Origin of the sequence: Murinocardiopsis flavida, assembly GCF_003014485.1 — a bacterium.
GTDB lineage: Bacteria > Actinomycetota > Actinomycetes > Streptosporangiales > Streptosporangiaceae > Murinocardiopsis > Murinocardiopsis flavida.
Genome location: NZ_PYGA01000041.1, coordinates 1 through 19,669, shown reverse-complemented (window position 1 = coordinate 19,669; position 19,669 = coordinate 1). Strand labels below are relative to the sequence as shown.

Here is a 19,669-nt window from a genome sequence, read left to right as displayed (position 1 = left end):
GCCGATGCGTGACTTGGGGTCACAGGGTCTCCAGTCGGGCTTGTCAGGGGGCGTCATGGCCGGGAGTTCGTGGGCGACGTGGACTCCTGCCGCGGACACTTGAAGCACAACGGCCCCCAAAAGCCCACGCTTCGGCCCGTGTCGGAACCCAGCGGCCCGGGAAGGCGCCCGAACGCCGCGGGGCCTCCTGGGCGGGAATCACCGTACTCACGCACCGGGAGCACACCGCAACGGGGCCGCCAGTCCGACTCTTGGCAGACCGTCGACACCCGCCCAAGTGTCAACGGCCCGCCCGGTGTGGCCACGGGCCCTGCCATGCGGTGCAGGCCGGGTTGCCGTCGTGGGGTACTCCCGGCAAGGAGGTCCCCGTGGGCGGCACGGCGATCAGGACAAGCCCACCGACACCAACCCCGGCAGCGACCGCGACGGTCGGCAGCCCGGATCCGGTCACGGCTCCGGCGAACCAATGCCCGATCAGGGCGGCGACGGGCAGAGGCCCGAATGAGCGAGCACCCCGGGGCGCGCATCGCCCGCGAGCTAACCGCGCGCGGCGCCGTCCAGGATCCCGCCTGGCACCGCGCCCTGCTCGCCGTCCCGCGCGAGGCGTTCGTGCCCGAGCAGCTGGTGGCTATCGCCGAATCATCCTGCAATGCCGCTTTCAGGCGGTTCCTATGCTTGAGCCACGAAGAAGACCAATACGGCGGCGAAACCAGACACGACAGTCGCGAGATTCGCCAGTGCAGGCAAGGCGTTCTTCCAACTTGTCCACCAGGTGGCTAGCAGGTCGCGCCAGTGATGGTAATTGACAAGCATGCGCAGATTCTGCCACTTATGTTCTTCGATCCAGCAGCCACGCAACAGGCCGCTTGCGTTATTTCTGCACCTATCCTTCTCCTGTCGGTTTTCGGCTTTGCATGGTCGTGGAACCTGAGATAAGTCACTTATCGAAAGTGCCGATCGCCAGGGTTGCGTCGTCGGCATGCTTCGTCCGCGGCCAACGGTCGCCGTCCGGATCTGCGGCTTCCGCTCCGCGAACGGGCGCACTGATCTACTCCGGACCTGACTCGGCAGTCCTCTTCGACATCGAGCTCGAGGTCGGCAGCCATCCTCTGAACCCGCGTGGCGCCATCGACGGTTTCCTGCGCCACCGCGCGCCGGGCCCAGCGAAACTTCGACGCGTATTCGACGCAGCAAACCGCAATCCACTGCCCGCAGCCATAATCAGCCGGACTCACGACGAAGCCCCGGTGACCTCGTTTGGCGAGGTCACCGGGGCTTTTCGCGTGCTGGGCGAGTGTAGGCCGGGCGGGGCTCGAACCCGCGACCCAAGGATTATGAGTCACCGTAACCAACACGGCCAGAGGGCCGTTTGACCAGCAACAACACGGCAGGGGTTCAGCATGGTCAGGAAGGTTCGCCACGCATTCACCAATCCGGCGCATCACTGAGGCCGTGGGTTGGTCTCCGGTAGCCCGCAGCCGGCCGGGTGACCCCACACACCCGCCGGTGCTCGGGATGCTTTGGAAGGGAGTTCATGAAGCGGGTTGAGGAACAGGTCATCGAGAACCGACGGGCCGCGCACCGTATGGTGCGCGGCCCGTCGGCGTTTGGAGGCGGTAGTTCGGTCCCGCCGCGCGGTCATTCGGTTTCACCTGCCACTTTCGTGGCGAGTCGGGGGTGGCGCGCGCCCGTTGTCACCGGGGGTGGCCTGCGGTGTAAGCGGTCGTTGGGGGGTCCGTTCTAGGCGGACCCCCCAACGGACCCCCGAACGGACCGGGCAACGGACCCCCCATCGGACCCCCTGTCCGTGTCGCTCAGCGCTTCTTCGCGAACGGCCTTGCTAGCCATAGGGGGAGACCCTTTTAGAGGATAAAGAGGTATCAGTGTCCATAGCGTTCACGCCTCCCTCGGAACACCCGATGACGTGCGCAAACGTATGTACCGCTGGCGATTTCCCCGAGCGTTTCAAAGCGTTTCCAGTGGTCAGTCGAAGTACAACCTGTTTCTTGCATTGTTGCAGGTCAAGGTGCATGGCGACGTGAACGCTGTATGGGACACTCGCCATGTGGTACGCAGTTCACATGAGGATTCCCGATGGATCTCAGTTCACGGTCAAAGCTTGGCTGTTCCCTCACCTGCACCGCATCGCTCGCGACCGCGGACAGAGCGTTTCAGATGTCGTCCACCAAGCCCTGGTACGCCTCGTCATCGAAAGCGACGAGCCGCGTTTGCGGTCCATGCTGGAAAGCGCTGAAGACAGTGAATGGCACCGCACCGCGCCACCAACAAAGCCGTTCACAGAAGCAGTCATCTCCTTCGTTCAGACGCGGGAGAGTTGGACTGGAACGTTGTCCGACCTGTTGGAACGAATCCCGGCTCCGTCTCCGGTTCCCGAGCGGTGGCCGGCTGACGCGACCCGCGCCTCTAGGTTCCTCAAGGAAGGGGCGCCCGAACTGAAAAGGGCCGGGATCGATGTCACCTTCGGCAGAAGCCGCGACCAAAGTCGAAGCCGCGTCTATACCCTGACCTCACGCCGTCAACACGGCGGTGACAGTTCACGGACAGACCGCTAACACCCACCCCGTGCACCCATGTCTCCGATCACCGTGGCCACAGGCCCTGACATGCAGCACAGGCCGGGTTACCGTCGTGGAATACCCCGGCAAGGAGGTCCCATGGGGCGCCACGGCGATCAGGACAAGCCCACCGACACCAACCCCGGCAGCGACCGCGACGGACAGCAGCCCGGCTCCGGCCACGGCTCCGGTGAACCCATGCCCGACCAGGGTGGCGACGGCCAGAGGCCCGAATGAGCGAGCACCCCGGGGCGCGTATCGCCCGCGAGCTCACCGCGCGTGGCGCCGTCCAGGACCCCGCCTGGCACCGCGCCCTGCTCGCCGTCCCGCGCGAGGCGTTCGTGCCCGAGACCGTCTGGGCACCCTCCAAAGACCAGCCCGGCCACGAACAGCCCTACACCCGCGACACGCCCGAGTTTCAGCGGTGGATCCACCAGGACGTCGCCTTGGTGACCCAGGTCGACGACGGCACCCCGGCCGGCCCCGGCGGACTCGGGCTCGTGCCCACCAGCAGCATCAGCCAACCCGGCCTGGTCGTGGCCATGCTCGAAGCACTCGACGCCGACGAGGGCGACCGGATCCTGGAGATCGGCACGGGCACCGGCTACAACACCGCCCTGCTGTGCGAGCGGTTCGGCGACGCCAACGTGGTCTCCGTCGAGGTCGATGCCGCCGTGGCCGACCAGGCGCGCCGGAACCTGCACGCCCTGGGCTACAAGCCGACGCTGATCACCGGCGACGGCACCCTCCCCGCCGACGAAGGGACCTTCGACCGGGTGCTGTCCACGGTCGCGGCCCGCCGCATCCCCCCGGCCTGGCTGAGCCAAGTGCGGCCCGGCGGCACGGTGGTCACCCCCTGGGGGCCCGGCTTCACCTCCGCCTGCCTGGTGCGCCTCACCGTCGGTGAAGACGGCTCCGCCCAGGGAAGGCTGCTCGGGGACGCGGCGTTCATGTGGCTGCGCGACCAACGCCGCCCGGTCGCCCCATGGCATACCTTCGTCACCGAAGACGACCCGGCGGCCGTCGACGGCGAGACCGGCGTCAACCCCAGGGTCGTCGCCGACCGCCACCCCGGGTGGGGGGTAGTGCTTGGTCACCTGGTGCCCGACCTGGCCTACGCCTCCTTCGATGCTGATGAGGAGGACCCGACGGCCGCGGGGGAGGCCACGGTCTACGTGTACGACCGGGCCGGGTCCTGGGCCTTGGGTGAGTACACCCCGGCCGGCGGCCCCTACGAGGTGCGCCGGTGCGGGCGAAGGGACCTGTGGGCAGAGATTGCCGAAGCGCGCCGCGTGTGGGTCGCTGCCGACAGCCCAGGCAGGGACCGGCTCGGACTGACAGTCGCTCCCGATGGCAGTCCGGATCTTTGGGTTGACGCCCCAAATGCACATGTCCAGGTGAAGTGAACTAACGAAATAATGAAACCACGAAGCCGTTGCGGAACTCATACTCGTAACGGCTTCGTGGTTTCATCTCCCGGAAGTGCCGTCATCTATTTCGAAACGACGAGCACTTCGTTCTTGTCTTCTATTTTTCCTGCAGGTCGTTGAAAGAGTGCTCCCGATTCTCGATGCGCTCGATGTTCGGTGCGAACGTGGGTAAATCCTCGCTGTTGGTAATACTCCTGCAACCGCACATTATCCCGCCAGCAGTCGAGTCGAACCCACTTCTTCCCTTGACGTTCTGCCCTCAAGCTGACCCAGTCAATTATTGCGACACCGAGTCCTGTGCCTCCGTGGTCCCGTCGGACGATGAGTTTATAAAAATAGATCGCCTCATCTAGTTGATCTGATTCATTCCAGAAATCCAAATCGGGACCGTTCAATGTTACGGTGGCGACGACTGACTCATCGTCGGACACGACCCACGTCTTGCCATCGTATATATTCCGCTCGATAAGTTCATAGGAACGGTCGCTCCACTCTGGCAGCCACTGCCGGACTCCCCGGTCGTGCAACCACCCTTCGGCCTCCTTGCGTAGCTTCATGACAGCCGCGCGGTCGGATGGGTTGGCTATTCGAGCGGAATATATCTTCATTATGCATTCACTTCATAGATGAGTACATGGCGGTCGCCCGGCGTCACGGTGACCATTACTCGGAGCGGGCGCCCTTCTTCTCCGTAGCCTGTGCGCATGTGACGAAATACAGGCGTTCCACCTGGAATTCCGAATGCGCGTGCTTCGTCAGGGTCTGGCATCCGGCACCGGATTTCATCGATATAGCGGAGCTGTCGGTGTCCCGACGCGGCAAGAACACCTCCTGGTGCAGAAACGCTCATTGGTGCCATCAGTTGCGTTCCTTCAACGATGTCTTGCGGGAAGTAACTGCTTGACAGTTGATATAGAACGCCATCCGCCAAACGCTGCCTTTGGCGCAAGACGACGTACACCTCGGGATCCAACTGCAAACGGTCACTGATCTCCTTTGGTGGCTGGATTATGGAGACGGCCACCTGTTCACGAGGCTCGCGCCCTTGAGACTGAACCTGTGCGGACCAGGCGTCGGTTCCCTCGGCTGTGTCCGCACGCCGTGCTTCGTTCTCAAAGTGCGTCAGGTGCCATGACAGCGGCTGATACTCCCGCACGATCCGTCCACGACCTCGACCGCTCGTGACCAGCCCTTCGTGCCCGAGCCGTTCGAGCGCCTTGCGCACTGTCTGTCGGCTCACTCCGAACTTCCCAACGAGTTCTGCCTCGGTCGGCAGTGCCTCGCCTCCGGGGTAGACGCCGTCATCGATCTGAGTGCGGAGCTCGTCCGCCACCTGCTCGAAGAGTGGGCGCCCGCTAGCGCTGTTGGCGGTCACGTCGTCTTCTCTCATCTCGCTCATGAGCTGGGCCTTTCTCCCGATCGTAGCGGTTGTACGTACATAGCGCACAACAACCCTTGCAGAATCTCACTAGCCGTGTGTATGTTGTGTACGTACTTAGCGAACACCACGTACACAACGCTCATGCCGTACTCGTTAGTCCGGTGAGTTCTTGGGAGTGCTTCATGGAGGACCTGGCCCGCAGGCAAGCCGCCCGCGACATCGCGGCTGATCCGGAGTTCGGTGACTACATCGATCCAGACTTCGCCGAAGAGCTGTTCGACGGCGTCTTCGAGGACCGGTTCGCCGTGGTGGTCGACGTGCCGCTGCCCGCCTTCGAGGACGCGGGGGTGCTGGCGGCATGAGCACCGCGATCGCGCCGATGCGCCCGGACCTGGCTGCGCAGTGGCGCCAGCGCAAGCTGGAGCAGCTCCAGTCGGAGTGGCTCAAGCGCGTGCTCTACGGCACCGCCACCGCGCAGGACCGGGCCGCCATGGCCGCGATCGCCACCGCCGCCGGTGTCGACCCGGAGCTGCTGTTCGCCGGCACCGGCGAGCCGGGCCACGACCCGCGCACCGGCCCCGTCAACGACCGGGCCGTCCACGATCCGCAGGTCCGCATCTACACCAGCGAGGACCCGGCCAACTGGCACGCCCCCGCCGAGGACGCGGATTCCGACGACGAAGTGCCCGAGGAGACCGACGACGTCGCCTCCGACCTCGTCGAGATCGCATACCGCGACCCGGCTAAGGCCACCCGCCTGGCCCGGCGGATGCGCTCGCACCTTTCCCGGTCCGCAGTAGCCGGTCTGGACGCCACCCCCATCAGCCCGTGTGTGAGGAGTCACCGTGAAGTTGCGCCCGCGCTCGAACCCCTCGAACCCTCAGCCGCCTGAGCCCACCGGACTGCGGGCCGCTGCGACCCGGCAGGAACAGCAGCACCGCCGGATGCGCCGCGCCCGCGCGGCCGGCTACGCCCTGGAGGACGCCGCCCGCCTGTCCACCGATACCGGATCGGCTGCCCTGGCCGCCCACTTCACCGCCATGGCTAGCACGATTGCGGCCCTGCCTCTGGAGTGCTTCAGGTTCCCCACGGTCAAGATCACTCACCCGAATGTCCCCGGGATCTCTGTGGACGACTCCCACCACCTGACCGAGGCGCAGGCCACCGTGCTGCTGCGGTTGCGCCACGGCCTTACCAGCGATGAAGCGCGCTTGGTCGTGGAGCAGGCCCGGATTCGCGCGAAGGCGAGGAGGACCGCATGACCCTGACCGCCTTGGCCGATGTCCTGCGCGGACGCCGCTCGGTGAGCGTCTACCGCCGCATCCACCAGAACCACCGCCCCACCGGCGCCCGCGAACTGGTCGCGACCGGCCGGGTCGTGTCCTCCGGCCAGGGCCGCCTGGTCATCGCCGGGACCGACGGGCGCACCCACCGCATCCTGATCGGCCCCTACCACCAGATCACCCGGAGGTGACCCTGATGATCACCACTCTGACCACCGCGGTCGGTGTGCTGGCCGATCCGCCGTGGTGGCTGATCGCCGCGCTGGCCCTGGTCGCCGCCTACCTCGGGCAGCGCTGGCTCAAGACGCGCATCGCCCGCCTGGTCGCCGACCGCACCATGCTCACCGGCGCCCACGTCGTGATCACCGCTGCGGTGCTCACCGCGGCCCTGGCACTGATCACGCTGGCCTTCGCCATGTCCTACGCAGCCCTGTACGAGGCCGCGACCTGGCTGGAGCACACCCCCTTCGGGGACCTGCGGTGGATGTTCCCGATCGGCATCGACGCCGTCATCGTGTTCTTCCTCGCGCTGGACCTGGTCATGGAGTGGCAGGGGCGGCGCCACCCGCTCGCCCGCTACAGCGCCTACCTGCTCTCGGCGGTCACCATCGTCCTCAACATCTCCCAGACCGCCCACGGCGCCGGTGCGGGGGACTACCTCGGGCACGCCGGGCCGCCGCTGGTCATCATCCTGATCTCCGAGGCGGTCGCCGCGTGGATCCGCCACGTGGCCGGAATGGTCCACGGCGACCTGCCCGAGCGGATCCCCGCGGGCCGGATGCTGGCCCACCCGGTGTCCACGCTCAAGGTCGCCCGCCTCATGCTCGGCTGGGGGATCACCTCCTATGAGGAGGCGCTGCGGCTGGAGAAGGCCCGCCAGCTCGCGATCGCGGTGCTGCGTCAGCAGTACGGCCGGGCGTGGCGGTCCAAGACCCCGCGCAACGTGCTGTGGATGTTGAACAACGGCTACGACCTCGCGATGGCCTTCGAGCTCGTGGACGCGCTCACCCCGAATGTCCCCAAGACCCGGGACCAGGCCGAGGCCGAGCAGGTGCCCGCCGCGCGGGACGGCCGCGCACCGGTGTCCCCCACCGGCCTTGCGCACCCGGAGGGCCCGGCCGCGGCGGACCCGGAAGACGGGTCGCCGTCGCCGTTCGCCGACGCGGTCGAGGACTTCCTGCGCACCCGAGGGGACACCCCGGGGGACACCCGTCCCGAGGGTGTCCCGTCGCAGGGCGGCGGGCTCGCCCTGCTCGATCCGCCCGGCCCGTCCACGCCTGGAGAGGACCCCGGCGCCGGTGCGGCGGGGGACGGCATCCCGGGCGAGGGGACACCCGGTGGCCAGGGTGAAGGACACGCAACCCCGGAGTCCGGGACATCTGAGGACGTCAGTGAGCCCCTGTTGGGACGCGCCCGCGCCGAACTGGCCGCCGCGCCGCGGCTGAGCGTGCGCAAGCTCGCCGATCGGTTGGGCTGCTCCAAGTCCCACGCCGACCGGCTGCGCAAGCAGATCCGCGAAGGGACACCCGGGGGGACACCGGAGTCCCGCTGAACGTCCCCTCCGTCCGGTCGACGGCGGTGCCGCCCTGCGGGGCGGTGCCGGGGCCGACCGGCCCACCGCAGGAAAGGACGTGACAGCGATGAAGACCACGGCAGATCAGGTGCGCGCGGGCCAGTACATCGAGGTCGAAGGGAAGTCGGTGCGGGTACTCGGCGTGCGTCCGCACAACGGCGGGGTTCGGATCACCGTCGAGCTCACCGGTGACAAGGGCACGGTGCCGGTGGGGTTTTGGTCCCGGGCCGGCACGCGTCTGCGGGTGCTGCCCGCGTAATCCGGTCGACGGCGGTGCCGTCCTTCGGGGCGGTGCCGGGGCCGACCGGCCCGTACACGCACACATTGGAGGCCCCCATGCGCATGTCGACCCAGGCCCGCGCAATGGATCTGGTTCTGACGCTGGCCGGCACCGGGGCGCTGGTGCCGGTGGGGGCGGCGCTGGCGTTTGCGAGCCCGGCGGTCCTGCTGGTCCTGGCCGCGGTCGCGCCGGTGCTGCTGATCGCGGCGACGGTCGCGCTGGCGTGGCGCCACACCCGCCCTGATCCCGACCCGGCCCGCCGCTACGCCCCGCGCCTGGCGGCCGGGCAGGAATGGCGGCCCCCGGGCCGCCCCGAGTGACCCGCCGGTCGTCGGCGGTGCCGCCCCGCACGTTCGCGGGGCGGTGCCGGGGCCGACCGGCCCACCATCACCTGATCTGCGATTGGAGGGGCGCATGGGTGCCCTGCCTGACCGTGAGCCCCCGGCCACGGAGACCACGGAGACCACGGCCCCGGCACCGGCCCAGCGCGGCGCGGTACTGCGGCCGGTGCCCGACCCGATCCCCCGGAGTCCGGGCCGGCCGCGCAGACCGGCGCGGCCCCCGACGGCGCCGAGGCCCTGCCGGAGGCGCGGCGGCCGTGGCTGCATGCCCCGGACCTGTGGGACACCCCCGCACCGACGCTGCGCGCGGAGGTCGCGCGGGTGCGCGCCGGGGAGCACCTGCCCCTCCACCGCGGTCTGCGGGCCGCCGAACAGGCCCGCCTGTGGGTCTCGGTCGCCCTCATCGCCGTGCTGCTGCTGGCCATCGAGGCCAACCGCTCCGCGGGCCGCCAAGCGCTGAGTATCGCCCTGGTGGGCGCGGCCGCCCTGCTGCTGTTCTGAGAAACCCGCCTGACCAGCTGAGAGAAAGGAGGGCGCCATGTTGGCGTTCCTGTTCGGATCCTCCATGTTCGTGATCGCGCTGAGCGCACTGGCCCTCATGGCCGCGATCAAGCGCCACAAGAAGTACAAGAGGTTCACCGCGTGGGGCACATTCGCGTTCGCCCTGATCGCGGGGTCCGCGATCAGCTTGACGTTCCTCGGTGAGTGGGCCGGGGGCCTGCTCGCGGGGCTGGCGGGACTCCTCGGGGCCCCGGCGGCCGCGGTCGGCGTGATCGCGCTGTTCTTCCTGGTGGGGGCGGCGGCCGACCTCGCGGACGGCAAGCCGGACGGCTTCGCCCGCACCTCCGCCCTGGTCCTGCCGACTCTGCTCACCGCGACCGGCGGGGCGCTCGGGCTGTACGGCACCCAGGCCACCACCACCGTGTCGCAGGCCGGTGCGGCACTGCTCGGCAACCTGATCGGCATCTGAGGAGGTCACCGCTGTGGAAATCATCGTCATCGCCATGGTCATCGGGGTCGTGATGCGCGACCCGCCCGGCACGATCCGCGCCGCCGCCCACTACAAGGAGGTCGGCCAGAAAGACCCCCGGGGCGCGCGCCGCCGGGGCGGGCTGAGCCGCTACCTGGCCACGGTCTGGGACGCCAAGTGGGACGAGGCCGCCAAGCGCTACCCCCAGAAGATGGCCGCAGCACAGAAGCGCCGCGAGGCCCGCCAGGCCAAGCGGGCCGCGGCCGTGGACAAGGTCAAGGCGAAGTGGGCGGCCCGCAAGACCCCCGAGCCCGAGTCGGGTCCCAGCCCGGCCCCGGCCGCGCCTGCGGCCGGGGCGCCCGGCGGCGCGGTGATCGACCTGGACGCCCGCCGCAAGGAGGCCGAGGCCAAGGGGACCCCGCCCGCCGGCACGTCGGAGCCCGCGACGGCCCCGGAGAGCCCGGCCGCGCCGACCGGCGGCGCGGCCGCCCCACCCGAGAAGAAGGAGCAGCCCATGGCGCTGAACCTGTCCGATTCCGCTTCGCTGTCCTCCCACCTGGCGGCGCTGCGCGATTACGCCACCTACTGGGAAGGGCTGGCGACCAGCAAGGAGCAGTTGGCGGCCGGGATGCGCACCGCGGGTCTGGGGGAGGCGACCGTGGCCGCGGTGGACGCCTCCCAGCAGGCCAGCCGCGACGCCGCCGCCAAGGCCCGGCTGACGGCCGATGCGCTGGAGGCCGCCAACGCCAACGTCGCCGAGGCCCGCGCCAGCTCGCCGGAGGCGGCCGACGGCGCCTACTACCAGCACCAGTAACCCCCGCCGGGACGCACGAACGAGACGAGAGGACCCCTGAGGCATGAGCGAAGAGAAGAAGTCCATGGCCGACCGGCTCATGGAGCGGGCCGAGACGATGTTCGAGAAGGCCGACGCGAGGATCGACGCGATCGACGGCGACGACGAGCGGCCCCCGAAGAAGGAGGACAAGGCCGAGCCCGCCAAGGAGCCCTCGGGGGTGCGGCTCACCGCGGGTACCCCCGAACCCGAGCCGAAGCCGGAGTCCGGCGGCGAGGATGGGCAGGCGCCCGCCCCGGCCCCGACCGGCTCGGCCGGGGACATGCCGTCCTACTCCCAGGACATCTCGATGATGGCGGCCGAGATCGAGCACATCGACAGCACCGTGATGCCGCACTTCGAGCTGCTGATCGCCCAGGCCACCCAGGTCGGCAACGGCCCGAAAACCCTTCAGGCCCTCTCCGCGGGTCTGGAGTCCACCCGCACCGCGCGCGGCGCCGCCCAGGACGCCCTGACCGCCGTGCGCACCAGCTCCGAAGCCGTCCAGCAGGCCTACTCCGACAGCGCGGGCGAGGCCGCGACGAAGAAGGAGTACTTCCACGGCGGGTAACCACCCGCATGCCGACTACCAGCCGAAACGCGCCCCCGTCCTCGCCTTGAGGTTCGGGGGCGCGTCCGTCCGGACCGGCCCCCGGGCGCTGACGAGGCAGGCCACCACCACGCAGGAAGGACGCCGCCATGGCGAAGACCGCGAAGACCGCGCCCACCACGCGTGCGCCGAGTGCTGCCCAGCTCGCCCAGGCGGTGGAGACCCTGGAGGCCGCCCGCACCGCCGAGGAGCGCGACAAGAAGCGCAAGCGGTGGACCAGCGAGGGCCTGATCGGCAAGGGCTGGCAGCGGCTGGCGCACCCGCCCCGGGGCGGGTTGCGCGACCTCTACCGGCACGTGCTCACCCCCTGGTACTGGGCGGTTCCGGCCGCGGCCGCGATCGCCGCCCAGGAGGGCATCACCACCGCCAACGACCTCGGGTCGCTGACCTCGCTGGGAGTCGTGGCCGCCGGGTCGACGGCCACCGCGGCAGCGGCCCCGGCCTGGCTGCGGACCAAGCACGGCCGCACGCGCCACCCCCACGCCGCGGCATGGGCCGAGCGCGAGCCCGCCCATACCCGCACCGCGGCCGCGGTGGCCGCAGCCGGGGCCATCGGCGCCCACGCCCTCGGACTCGGTGTGGGTTGGGATGCCGACACCCTCGCCCTCGCCGGGACAGCCGGGTTCGGCGCGGTGGCCGCCGCGTCCGCCCGGTACTGGCAGTTCCACCGCCACCACACCCGGGTCCTCAACCCGCGCGCGAAGGCCAAGCGCGGTATCCGCACCGAGGCGGCACCCGAGGCGGCCGACCCGGCCGAGTTGGAGCGCCGCCTGATCGAGCGGTGGCCGAAGTATGTGGCCGCATCCAACGCGGTGCTGCCGGGCTCGGAGCTGAGCGGCATCACCCGCACCGACTACGGGGCGACCGCGATGCTGCACCTGAAGCCGGGCGCGCAGGAGAAGGCCACGGTGCTCGGGGCGATGGGCCGCATCGCCACCGCGCTCAAACTGAGTGCGTCGGCGCTGGCCGTGGAGGATGTCCAGCCCGAGAACGGCGAGGAACCCGACGCCTCGGTGCTGCGGCTGCGGGTGGTCTCCCAGGCCACCAGCTCCCGTCCGGTGTGCCTGGACGACGGCCGCCCCCGGTTCTTCATTGAGCGCGGGGAGGTGTTCGTGCGGCTGGGCACCTACATCGACGGCCAGGGCGAAGCGGTCTGGAAGCTCTACGACAAGGACTCGATGTGGGGCGGGTTCTTCTCCGGCAAGACCGGCTCCGGCAAGACGACGCTGATCGAGGCGCTGGTGATGGGGGCGTTCGAGCACGGCCAGACCGTCGTGCTCTACGCCAAGCCCCGCAAGGGCCCCTCGCCGCGGATCGCCGCGCACGCCCACTGGGTCGTGGAGGCCGACGCGGCCTCGCGTTCGGCGCTGATCGACGGCGTGATCCGGCTGATGGAGATCCGCGGCCTCATCAACGAGCTGAACGAGACGAGTGAGTTCCACCCGAGTCCGGAGTTCCCCGGGGTCATGGTCGTCGTGGACGAGTTCCACGAGGCGGCCGCCCAGATCGAGGCCGCCGGTCCCGGCCGGCTCAACCGCATCGCGCGCGAAGGCCGTTCCCTGGGCGCCGTCCTGGTGGGCGCCTCCCAGGGGTTCGGGCTGGAGGGCTTCGTCCAGGACGACGCGATCCGCCAGAACATGACCGCCACCAACGCCATCAGCATGAAGTTGAGTGCCACCCAGGCCGGGATCTTCAAGAGGGAGATGGGTCTGGCCGTCAACCCCGGGGATCTGCCCGACCCCCAGGCGGCGGCCCGCAACAAGGGGCTCGCGTTCTCGCTGGGAGGTCGCGAGGTGCCGTTCCGTGGGGCGTGGGCGCCCGAAGAGGAGAGCGACGCCCTGATGGCGGCGGCCCGCCGCTCGGCGGCCGTCCTGGACGCCGATTCGGCCGGCGCCCTGGATCAGGGCTCGCGTGGGGCCTACACCCGCCGCGACAGGCGCAAGGCGGGCCGCCGGGCCGAGATCGAGAAGACCCTGGCGCGGATGCGCACCCAGACCGGAATGGGGTCGGCCGAGGCCGCGCGTGCCCATGCCCGCGAGGGCGGGCGCCCGGTCCCGCCCGCTCTGCCCGAGCGGGTCGTGGTGGACCTGGCCGCGCACCGCCGCGAGGCCGAGGCCGCCGCCCGGACCCCGGCCGAGACCGGGGTGCTGGAGGTTCTCCAGGCCCGCGGCCCGGTGGGCACCCAGGTTCTTCGCGAGGAGCTGGCGGGGCGCGAAGGCTGCGGCAAGGAGGCCGTCGACAAGGCGCTGCGCACCCTCGCCGAAGCCGGGGCCATCGCCAAGGCGGGCGAGTCCCGCAAGGACCCCTGGCGCCTCCTGTAGACACACAGGGTTACCGGGCGAACGGGCGGGCGAATCCACATTCGCCCGCCCGACCTGTATCGGTTTGTCACGATTTTTTGGCCCGCAGGCCACCGGGCGAACGCGCCCACCCCCACCCACGCGGATTCGCCCGGCACCGGGCGAATCCCCGATGCGACCACTGTGCGTAATGACCGTGCCCGGTCCCGGGCGCGGCCCCTGAAGAGAAGGAGACCGCGTTGTCGACCACGACCGAGACCCTGCCCCTGGCCGCCGCGATGCGCGCGGCCGCACTGCCCGCCGCCGCCCAGGTGCGCGACGCCGACCTCCCGGACAGCCCCACCGTCCACCGGGCGGCGGGCCGCATCGTCCTGGACCCGGCCACGCCGCTCGCGGCCGCCGGGGCGGCGGCCCGCGACACCGCCCACCACCTCATCCGCGCCGACGCCGTGGACGGCGGACCCACGTCGGAGCTCCGTGAGTGGCGCGGCCGCATGCAGATCCTGGTCGGCGCCTCGATGCTGCTCGGCCTGACCGCCTGGGGGCTGGCGTGGTTCAACGGCTACACCGTGCTCGGCGGTTGGGTTATCGCCTACCTCGTGCTGGTCGCCGCCCTGGATGTGGCCACCGAGCGCCGCACCGACCGCGTCGAGCAGCTCGCCGCCGACGTGATGGCCGCCCGGCTGCTCGACGCGCTTGGTGTGGACGGGCGGGTGCTGATCGTCGCCGCGATCACCGAGAAGCCCGACACCCCGCTGTCGCGGATCGGCGGCCGCGCCGGGGCCCGCACCCGCTTGGATCACCTCACCGCCGCCTACCGCGCCTGATCTGTCCGTTCCCCACGCCCGCCCGGCACGCCGGGCGGGCGACAGGACCCGGACAGCCCGGAGACCCCACCACCTAGGAGCCCCAATGCCCTCCATGACCCCCTGCTGCGGGACCTCGGTCGGCGTCGTCATCACCCGCGCCGACGGGGCGCTGCTGATGATCGAGCGCGGTTGGTACCCGGTCGGCCGCGCACCGGTGGCCGGCCACATAGACGATGAGCACACCGATGTTGCGGCCGCGGTCGTCGCCGAGGTGCGTGAAGAGGTCGGCCTGACCGTTGTCGGACACGAGGTCGTCGCCGACGGCTTCTGGCTGCCGAACCTGTGCGCCTCGCCTCCGTCGGCGATCCCGGGGCACCGGTGGACGCTTGCCACCGCGACCGTCACCGGCGAGCTGGCCCCGGATCCCGTCGAGACCAAGGGCGCTCCCCTGTGCCCGCGGAACCGACCGCGTTCCGGTGCGGGTGCGCCGCCGCGCTGGCCCGCGCCAGGGACACCTACGGGCACATGGCAGGCCACACCGTCTGGGTGGAGAGCACCCAGGCCAGCGGCTCCTACCGGGGCATCCTGCGGATCCTCGCCGACCGCCCGGGCTACCTCTACCTCGACCGCGGCGACCCCGACCGCAGCAAGACCTGGCACATCGACGAGATCGGGGCCCTGACCCCCAGCACCTGACCGGCGGCGCCTCTGCCGCCCGCCCCGGCCACGGCCGCGGGCGGGGCGGGGGAGGGACCACCCGGTCCGACCCGCCGACCCCTCGGGGGAGCAACCATGACCACCACGACCGTCCTGACCAGCCCATCCGAGGCCGCGTACTTCCAGGCCGTCGGCACCGACGCCGAACAGGCCCTGACCGTGCTGGAACGCCTGGGCGGCGCGCGCGGGCATGCCGCGGCCCGCGCCGACGCCTACGAACAGCTCGCCGCGACCGAACGCGCCGCCCGCGCCCACGCCGGTGCGGTGTGCGGCCGCGGCCGCGAGACCCGGGCGGCGCGGCGCTGGCACGCCGACGGCGCCTGGCTCTTCACCCTGCTCGCCCTGATCGAGCGGGCACAGACCACCGCCGCCGCGCTGACACAGCCCGGCGACCAGGCCATCGCCGACCACGTCGCCACCCGCACCACCGACCCCACGGTCCGGGTCGTCGTGCAGATCATGGCCGGCTACGGCATCGACGCGCTGATGCTCGCGCACCTGCACACGGCCCTGACCCACGCCCGCGTGGGCATGCGCGGCGAGGCCGCCGACGGCCTGGTCACCCGCCTGCCCGCGGTCTATGCCGCCCGCACCGGCTGACCGGGCCCCGGAACAGCGAAGCGGGGCCCGCCCCCGAAGGGCAGGCCCCGCCGCACCGGGCCGTCTCAGCCCGGCTGGTCGCCCTTGCGCCAGCCGTGGCCGCGCCGGGAGGCGATCCATGCCTCGATCGCGGCCGCGCGCCACAGCGGGGAGCGCCCCGCCAGCCCGTCGGGCTCGGGAAGGTCCCCGCGCAGCTTGTACTGGCGCACCGTCTCGGGCTTCACCCCGAGGCGTTCGGCCACGTCCTTGACGGTCATGAGGTCGTCGATCATGCCCACCAAAATACGTTGTAGACGAAACATAGACAACCTGTTGGAGGTCCGGTGACCGCTCCGACCGGCACGCCCATCCTCACCGCGATCCGCACCCACATCGACGACGCCGTCCTCACCGAGATCGAGGTCTACGAGACCGATGACGGGCTCTTCGGCCACTACGAGGTAGAAGCCGTCGTCATCGACCGCGAGAACCACCGCATCCACACCATCACCGTCGGCTACGGAGGCACCCGCGGCGGCGGGTACATCGGCTTCGGCTGCCTCCCCGACCCCATCCCCGCCCTCAACGCCGAGATCGACCGCCACCGCCGCTCCCGCGCCGTCACCGGCTACCGCCGCATCCCCACCCCCGACGACGGCCAGTGGCCCGCCTACGCCGAAACCCACGACCAGGCGGCCGCCCGCGAGGACGCCCGGGCCGACGAACAGGCCACGCGCACCCGCCGCATGCCCGGCGATGTCTGGCTCGCCCGCGCCCGCGCCGAAAGCCACCGGGCCAGCGCGGCCGCCGCCCGCACCCACCACACCCAGGAGGTTCTGACATGAGCGACTGGAGCATCGAGATCAACCTGACCGAGGACGGCAACCAGGACATCGCCGAGGCCATCGAGTCCGCGGTCGCCGACTCCACCGTGCTCCGCACGATCCGCGTCACCCGCGACGACGGCACGACCGTCACGTTCGTCCCCATGCCGGTGCGGTGAGCGCCGACTACACCGCCGCGGCCCACAGCACCGCCTGAACTCCCCGCCCGCCGGCCACTGCCCCCAACTGGGTCAGGCCGCACCCGGATCGCGCCCGGGGCGGGCACGACCCCGCACACCCACCACCAGCCGACCGGCCGCCGGTTCCTCCGGCGCGCCCGAACCCCGAGGAGGACCCCGTGTTCAGCTACGCCACCCCCGCCCAGCGCGCCCAGGTCATCGCCGGACTGCGCGAGCTCGCCGACTACCTGGAAGCCCACCCCCAGATCCCCGCGCGCGCCGACTGCGAGATGAACGTCTCCATCATCGGCGACTACGGCGTCGAGGTCGACGACGCGGACAAGCGCGCGGAACTGGAGCGCATCGCCGCCCTCGCCGACGCCCCGGTCCGGTCCCGCAACGGCCAGCACACCGCCAAGCGCGGCTTCGGCCCGGTCACCTACCGCGCGACCGCGATCGACCAGGCCCGCATGGACGCCCACGAGGCCCTCTACTCCTACGCGGGCAACATCGGCCCCGACCGCCCCTGACGTGCGGTGGTACTGCCGCCCCGGCCGACACGGCGGGGCGGCCCCGCTCAACCCCCTGATCACCACCAGAGAGGTGTCCTCATCATGCCCGAAAACCGACCGCCGACCCGTCCCGCGGTCTTCGCCGCGGTCCTGGCCGCGCTGAAGGCCGCCCATGACGTGGGCGACTTCATGGCCCAGACCGACCGACAGTCCGCTCGCAAGCCGTGTGCCGCCGACCGCGCCGCCGACGCGGCGTGCACCGAGGGCGCGTCCTGGCGGGCCCTGGCCGCCCACGTCGCCTCCTACCACGCGGTGCAGACCGCCGCCCTGATCACCGTCGACCGGGCGCTCGGGCTGGGGCTGGCCCCGGCCCGAATGGTGGCCGGCATCGCCTTCTCCGCGGTCACCCACGCGGTCATCGACCGGCGCTGGCCCGTCCGGCTCTTCATGGACACCACCGGTTCGACGGCGTTCCGTCTGCACGGCGGCGGGGCGATGCATGTCGATCAGGCGGCGCACCATGCCTGCCTGGCCGCCGCCGCGCTGGTGATGGCGACCGGACCCGACCGCCGCTGATCCGGGCCGCGACCCTGTGCCACCAACCCCCGCCCGGGGTGGTGGCGCGGGGCGGCCGCCCGGCCGAACCCACCCCATGTCTTCTCGCCGAAAGGCTGCTTCGCCATGCCCGAACGCACTCTGACCGCCGCCCGGCCCGGCCCCGTCGTCCTCGCCCTGACGGCCGATGCGATTGAACTGGAGGTCGTGGTCGACCCCGCCGCGACCACCGCGACCCTGTCCCTGACCGGGCCCGCCGACGCCATCGACACCGCCACCCACGCCATGGAGGCCGCAGTGTGGCGCGTGGCCCTGATCGGGCAGCCCGTCGGCCACGGCGGACGCACCACCCGCACCCGCGGCGGCACGTTCATCCAGGCCGCCCACGTGTCCGGGAACATCTCGATCGTCAACGGCCGGGTGTTCGTCGACGGCCGCGAGGCCACCGGTCCGCAGGTTGAGCCGGTGCGCGCCACCGCGGTCCTGCCCGCCGGGTCCGCACTGCGCACCCGCGTGCAGGCCGGAACCGTAGGCGCTCACGGCCACCCCCTGGAATGGGCCACCCACAAGGGCACCGCAGCCGACCTGTACATCGACACCGCCCGCACGCTCACCGCCTGCACGAAGTCGGGGTCGGTGCGCGCCGCGAAGGCCGGATCGATCGATGTCGAGACGGTCTCCGGTGACATCACCATCGACCACGCCACCGGGCCTTCCGCGCGGCTGCGCACCGTCTCCGGCGACATCCACGCCGAAGGGCGTGCCTCCTTCGCTGCGGAGGCGGTCTCCGGCGACGTGTACCTCAACGCCCACGCCGACACCGACATCGCCGCGACCGCGGTCTCGGGCGACGTCACCGTCGTCGCGACCGGCGGCGCGAGTCCGCGGGTGCGCGCCACCTCGGTCTCGGGGCGGGTGCGGGCCCCGATCCGCCACACCCGGGTGTGACCGCCCTGGCCCCCAGCCGCCCGCGCGGGGTGTCTGGGGTCCGGGGCGGCCCCGCCCGGGGCCGGACCCGCCGGAAGGAAGGACCTCTATGAGCACATTCCGCCCCGGGTGCCGAGTAACGAGCTTCGGCTACCACCACGGCCCCGCCCCCAGCGCCGACCTGGTCGTAGATGTGCGCCACAGCCTGCGCAACCCCGCCAACAACCCCGCCCTGATCCACATGACCGGCCTCGACTCCGAGGTGGCCGCCCACGTGATGGCCACCCCCGGCGCCACCGGGCTGGTCGTGCGCACCGCCGCCTGGGTGAACGGCCTGCTCACCGACCTCCCCGCGGAGCGGTGGCGCCGGGTCGACGTCGCGATCGGATGCGCCGGCGGCCGCCACCGCAGCGTCGCCCTGGCCGAAGCCCTCGCCGACGCGCTGCGCACCACCGGCACCCCTACCGAGGTCGTGCATCGCGATGTCGACCGGCCCGTCGTTGCCACCTGACCCCCGCCACCCGTGACCGAGCAGCAGGAAGGAGGGATGACGCCGTGGCCGAACCCGAGCAGGACCAGGAACCGCAGTCGGTCCGTGATGAGTGGGACCGCCAGCTCCGCCGCGAGCTGGACAAAGACAAGTAGCCGCACACACAGCGAGACCCCACCAGAACGCCGGCAAGCCAACCGGTGAGGCCCCGCACACCCCAAAGGAATGAGGCGAAACCCAGTATGCCCGCCCTGATCCGCCGTATGCGCGCGGCCGTGACCGCGACCGAGAAGTGCCCCACGTGCAAGCGCTGGTACCGCACCAGCGACCCCGCCGAATGGAGCGCCCACCAGCACTGACCCCAACCCCCGGGGTGCGGGGCCCGCCGCGACCGAGTGGCCGGCTCCGCACCGTCATCGACCTGGAGGTCGACGAGATCGGCCCCTCGCTGCGGTGGGCCACCGCCCAGGTCACCAAGACCACCAACGGCGGCCGCGGCCG

Annotated in this window: 28 protein-coding genes, 1 other RNA gene and 1 pseudogene; 26 read left to right on the top strand and 4 right to left on the bottom strand. The window is 71.0% G+C overall.

Going from position 1 to position 19,669, the window contains the following annotated elements:
• Positions 1–669 precede the first annotated feature (669 nt).
• Positions 670–813, bottom strand: a complete 144-nt coding sequence (locus CLV63_RS33900; RefSeq protein ID WP_170134401.1) for a hypothetical protein — start codon at positions 811–813, stop codon at positions 670–672.
• Between the two features lie 1,268 nt (positions 814–2,081).
• On the opposite strand from CLV63_RS33900, the gene CLV63_RS33360 reads away from it, so the two are divergent.
• The 3 genes from CLV63_RS33360 (at position 2,082) to CLV63_RS32045 (ending at position 3,982) form a co-directional block, all read left to right on the top strand.
• The gene (locus CLV63_RS33360) at positions 2,082–2,573 is read left to right on the top strand and encodes a hypothetical protein (protein ID WP_146165721.1); all 492 of its coding nucleotides are present in this window, start codon (positions 2,082–2,084) and stop codon (positions 2,571–2,573) included.
• Positions 2,574–2,675: 102 nt separating this feature from the next.
• Complete coding sequence (locus CLV63_RS33895; RefSeq protein WP_170134269.1) at positions 2,676–2,813, top strand: hypothetical protein; 138 nt, start codon at positions 2,676–2,678, stop codon at positions 2,811–2,813.
• Positions 2,810–3,982, top strand: a complete 1,173-nt coding sequence (locus tag CLV63_RS32045; protein ID WP_106587004.1) for a methyltransferase domain-containing protein — start codon at positions 2,810–2,812, stop codon at positions 3,980–3,982. The genes CLV63_RS33895 and CLV63_RS32045 overlap by 4 nt, the downstream gene beginning before the upstream one ends.
• Positions 3,983–4,068: 86 nt before the next feature.
• Here CLV63_RS32045 and CLV63_RS32040 read toward each other — a convergent pair whose 3' ends face one another.
• On the bottom strand, positions 4,069–4,563 hold the full coding sequence (locus tag CLV63_RS32040; RefSeq protein ID WP_170134400.1) for a GNAT family N-acetyltransferase: 495 nt from the start codon (positions 4,561–4,563) through the stop codon (positions 4,069–4,071).
• Between the two features lie 50 nt (positions 4,564–4,613).
• Positions 4,614–5,405, bottom strand: coding sequence for a GntR family transcriptional regulator (locus tag CLV63_RS32035; protein WP_106587002.1), 792 nt, complete (start codon positions 5,403–5,405; stop codon positions 4,614–4,616).
• A 164-nt stretch (positions 5,406–5,569) separates the two neighbouring features.
• Here CLV63_RS32035 and CLV63_RS32030 point away from each other — a divergent pair, with 164 nt between their 5' ends.
• The 17 genes and pseudogenes from CLV63_RS32030 (at position 5,570) to CLV63_RS31960 (ending at position 15,702) form a co-directional block, all read left to right on the top strand.
• Entirely contained in the window at positions 5,570–5,749 is a 180-nt protein-coding gene (locus tag CLV63_RS32030) for a hypothetical protein (RefSeq protein WP_106587001.1), read from the top strand.
• Positions 5,746–6,279: a hypothetical protein gene (locus CLV63_RS32025; RefSeq protein WP_106587000.1), complete on the top strand. Its 534-nt coding sequence runs from the start codon at positions 5,746–5,748 to the stop codon at positions 6,277–6,279. Before CLV63_RS32030 ends, CLV63_RS32025 begins: the two co-directional genes overlap by 4 nt.
• Positions 6,233–6,649, top strand: coding sequence for a hypothetical protein (locus CLV63_RS32020; RefSeq protein ID WP_146165720.1), 417 nt, complete (start codon positions 6,233–6,235; stop codon positions 6,647–6,649). The genes CLV63_RS32025 and CLV63_RS32020 overlap by 47 nt, the downstream gene beginning before the upstream one ends.
• On the top strand, positions 6,646–6,861 hold the full coding sequence (locus CLV63_RS33890; RefSeq protein WP_170134399.1) for a hypothetical protein: 216 nt from the start codon (positions 6,646–6,648) through the stop codon (positions 6,859–6,861). Before CLV63_RS32020 ends, CLV63_RS33890 begins: the two co-directional genes overlap by 4 nt.
• Positions 6,862–6,866: 5 nt before the next feature.
• On the top strand, positions 6,867–8,222 hold the full coding sequence (locus CLV63_RS32015; protein WP_170134398.1) for a DUF2637 domain-containing protein: 1,356 nt from the start codon (positions 6,867–6,869) through the stop codon (positions 8,220–8,222).
• An 88-nt stretch (positions 8,223–8,310) separates the two neighbouring features.
• The gene (locus tag CLV63_RS32010; RefSeq protein WP_106586997.1) at positions 8,311–8,502 is read left to right on the top strand and encodes a hypothetical protein; all 192 of its coding nucleotides are present in this window, start codon (positions 8,311–8,313) and stop codon (positions 8,500–8,502) included.
• Positions 8,503–8,579: 77 nt separating this feature from the next.
• A complete protein-coding gene (locus CLV63_RS32005; protein WP_106586996.1) occupies positions 8,580–8,843 on the top strand; it encodes a hypothetical protein in 264 nt (87 codons plus the stop codon).
• A gap of 342 nt (positions 8,844–9,185) precedes the next feature.
• Complete coding sequence (locus CLV63_RS32000; RefSeq protein WP_106586995.1) at positions 9,186–9,365, top strand: hypothetical protein; 180 nt, start codon at positions 9,186–9,188, stop codon at positions 9,363–9,365.
• 37 nt (positions 9,366–9,402) lie between these two features.
• The gene (locus tag CLV63_RS31995) at positions 9,403–9,834 is read left to right on the top strand and encodes a hypothetical protein (RefSeq protein ID WP_106586994.1); all 432 of its coding nucleotides are present in this window, start codon (positions 9,403–9,405) and stop codon (positions 9,832–9,834) included.
• Positions 9,835–9,847: 13 nt separating this feature from the next.
• Positions 9,848–10,648: a hypothetical protein gene (locus CLV63_RS31990; protein ID WP_106586993.1), complete on the top strand. Its 801-nt coding sequence runs from the start codon at positions 9,848–9,850 to the stop codon at positions 10,646–10,648.
• A gap of 43 nt (positions 10,649–10,691) precedes the next feature.
• Positions 10,692–11,237, top strand: coding sequence for a hypothetical protein (locus CLV63_RS31985; protein ID WP_106586992.1), 546 nt, complete (start codon positions 10,692–10,694; stop codon positions 11,235–11,237).
• Positions 11,238–11,257: 20 nt separating this feature from the next.
• Positions 11,258–11,343, top strand: an RNA gene (locus tag CLV63_RS31980) — hammerhead ribozyme type II.
• 22 nt (positions 11,344–11,365) lie between these two features.
• Complete coding sequence (locus CLV63_RS31975; protein WP_106586991.1) at positions 11,366–13,597, top strand: hypothetical protein; 2,232 nt, start codon at positions 11,366–11,368, stop codon at positions 13,595–13,597.
• Positions 13,598–13,815: 218 nt separating this feature from the next.
• Complete coding sequence (locus tag CLV63_RS31970) at positions 13,816–14,403, top strand: hypothetical protein (protein WP_106586990.1); 588 nt, start codon at positions 13,816–13,818, stop codon at positions 14,401–14,403.
• A gap of 85 nt (positions 14,404–14,488) precedes the next feature.
• Positions 14,489–14,782: pseudogene (locus CLV63_RS34880) on the top strand (NUDIX domain-containing protein); the annotation flags it as partial.
• 53 nt (positions 14,783–14,835) lie between these two features.
• Positions 14,836–15,081 carry a hypothetical protein gene (locus tag CLV63_RS34875; RefSeq protein WP_245929277.1) on the top strand — a complete coding sequence of 82 codons (246 nt, stop codon included), beginning with the start codon at positions 14,836–14,838 and terminating at the stop codon, positions 15,079–15,081.
• A 96-nt stretch (positions 15,082–15,177) separates the two neighbouring features.
• Positions 15,178–15,702 (top strand): hypothetical protein, encoded by a 525-nt coding sequence (locus tag CLV63_RS31960; protein ID WP_106586989.1) that lies wholly within the window; start codon positions 15,178–15,180, stop codon positions 15,700–15,702.
• A gap of 65 nt (positions 15,703–15,767) precedes the next feature.
• Here CLV63_RS31960 and CLV63_RS31955 read toward each other — a convergent pair whose 3' ends face one another.
• Positions 15,768–15,974, bottom strand: coding sequence for a helix-turn-helix transcriptional regulator (locus CLV63_RS31955; protein WP_170134397.1), 207 nt, complete (start codon positions 15,972–15,974; stop codon positions 15,768–15,770).
• Between the two features lie 51 nt (positions 15,975–16,025).
• On the opposite strand from CLV63_RS31955, the gene CLV63_RS31950 reads away from it, so the two are divergent.
• From CLV63_RS31950 to CLV63_RS31930, 6 genes are all read left to right on the top strand, one after another.
• Entirely contained in the window at positions 16,026–16,526 is a 501-nt protein-coding gene (locus CLV63_RS31950) for a hypothetical protein (protein ID WP_106586987.1), read from the top strand.
• Complete coding sequence (locus CLV63_RS33885; RefSeq protein ID WP_170134396.1) at positions 16,523–16,684, top strand: hypothetical protein; 162 nt, start codon at positions 16,523–16,525, stop codon at positions 16,682–16,684. The genes CLV63_RS31950 and CLV63_RS33885 overlap by 4 nt, the downstream gene beginning before the upstream one ends.
• Positions 16,685–16,863: 179 nt before the next feature.
• Positions 16,864–17,214 carry a hypothetical protein gene (locus tag CLV63_RS31945; RefSeq protein ID WP_106586986.1) on the top strand — a complete coding sequence of 117 codons (351 nt, stop codon included), beginning with the start codon at positions 16,864–16,866 and terminating at the stop codon, positions 17,212–17,214.
• Between the two features lie 84 nt (positions 17,215–17,298).
• Positions 17,299–17,772, top strand: a complete 474-nt coding sequence (locus CLV63_RS31940) for a DUF3307 domain-containing protein (RefSeq protein ID WP_106586985.1) — start codon at positions 17,299–17,301, stop codon at positions 17,770–17,772.
• Positions 17,773–17,877: 105 nt separating this feature from the next.
• On the top strand, positions 17,878–18,699 hold the full coding sequence (locus CLV63_RS31935; RefSeq protein WP_106586984.1) for a DUF4097 family beta strand repeat-containing protein: 822 nt from the start codon (positions 17,878–17,880) through the stop codon (positions 18,697–18,699).
• 88 nt (positions 18,700–18,787) lie between these two features.
• Positions 18,788–19,189, top strand: a complete 402-nt coding sequence (locus tag CLV63_RS31930) for a RapZ C-terminal domain-containing protein (RefSeq protein ID WP_106586983.1) — start codon at positions 18,788–18,790, stop codon at positions 19,187–19,189.
• The last annotated feature ends 480 nt before the right edge of the window (positions 19,190–19,669 follow it).

Bases quoted from the DNA above. Each gene is read 5' to 3' on its own strand.
- CLV63_RS33890 (WP_170134399.1), top strand. From the start codon at position 6,646: ATGACCCTGACCGCCTTGGCCGATGTCCTGCGCGGACGCCGCTCGGTG.
- CLV63_RS32025 (WP_106587000.1), top strand. From the start codon at position 5,746: ATGAGCACCGCGATCGCGCCGATGCGCCCGGACCTGGCTGCGCAGTGG.
- CLV63_RS32005 (WP_106586996.1), top strand. From the start codon at position 8,580: ATGCGCATGTCGACCCAGGCCCGCGCAATGGATCTGGTTCTGACGCTG.
- CLV63_RS32045 (WP_106587004.1), top strand. From the start codon at position 2,810: ATGAGCGAGCACCCCGGGGCGCGTATCGCCCGCGAGCTCACCGCGCGT.
- CLV63_RS33360 (WP_146165721.1), top strand. From the start codon at position 2,082: ATGAGGATTCCCGATGGATCTCAGTTCACGGTCAAAGCTTGGCTGTTC.
- CLV63_RS31930 (WP_106586983.1), top strand. From the start codon at position 18,788: ATGAGCACATTCCGCCCCGGGTGCCGAGTAACGAGCTTCGGCTACCAC.
- CLV63_RS31960 (WP_106586989.1), top strand. From the start codon at position 15,178: ATGACCACCACGACCGTCCTGACCAGCCCATCCGAGGCCGCGTACTTC.
- CLV63_RS33895 (WP_170134269.1), top strand. From the start codon at position 2,676: ATGGGGCGCCACGGCGATCAGGACAAGCCCACCGACACCAACCCCGGC.
- CLV63_RS32040 (WP_170134400.1), bottom strand. From the start codon at position 4,563: ATGAAGCTACGCAAGGAGGCCGAAGGGTGGTTGCACGACCGGGGAGTC.
- CLV63_RS33885 (WP_170134396.1), top strand. From the start codon at position 16,523: ATGAGCGACTGGAGCATCGAGATCAACCTGACCGAGGACGGCAACCAG.
- CLV63_RS32035 (WP_106587002.1), bottom strand. From the start codon at position 5,405: ATGAGCGAGATGAGAGAAGACGACGTGACCGCCAACAGCGCTAGCGGG.
- CLV63_RS31940 (WP_106586985.1), top strand. From the start codon at position 17,299: ATGCCCGAAAACCGACCGCCGACCCGTCCCGCGGTCTTCGCCGCGGTC.
- CLV63_RS32010 (WP_106586997.1), top strand. From the start codon at position 8,311: ATGAAGACCACGGCAGATCAGGTGCGCGCGGGCCAGTACATCGAGGTC.
- CLV63_RS31985 (WP_106586992.1), top strand. From the start codon at position 10,692: ATGAGCGAAGAGAAGAAGTCCATGGCCGACCGGCTCATGGAGCGGGCC.
- CLV63_RS31975 (WP_106586991.1), top strand. From the start codon at position 11,366: ATGGCGAAGACCGCGAAGACCGCGCCCACCACGCGTGCGCCGAGTGCT.
- CLV63_RS31995 (WP_106586994.1), top strand. From the start codon at position 9,403: ATGTTGGCGTTCCTGTTCGGATCCTCCATGTTCGTGATCGCGCTGAGC.
- CLV63_RS32030 (WP_106587001.1), top strand. From the start codon at position 5,570: ATGGAGGACCTGGCCCGCAGGCAAGCCGCCCGCGACATCGCGGCTGAT.
- CLV63_RS33900 (WP_170134401.1), bottom strand. From the start codon at position 813: ATGCTTGTCAATTACCATCACTGGCGCGACCTGCTAGCCACCTGGTGG.
- CLV63_RS32015 (WP_170134398.1), top strand. From the start codon at position 6,867: ATGATCACCACTCTGACCACCGCGGTCGGTGTGCTGGCCGATCCGCCG.
- CLV63_RS31955 (WP_170134397.1), bottom strand. From the start codon at position 15,974: ATGATCGACGACCTCATGACCGTCAAGGACGTGGCCGAACGCCTCGGG.
- CLV63_RS31935 (WP_106586984.1), top strand. From the start codon at position 17,878: ATGCCCGAACGCACTCTGACCGCCGCCCGGCCCGGCCCCGTCGTCCTC.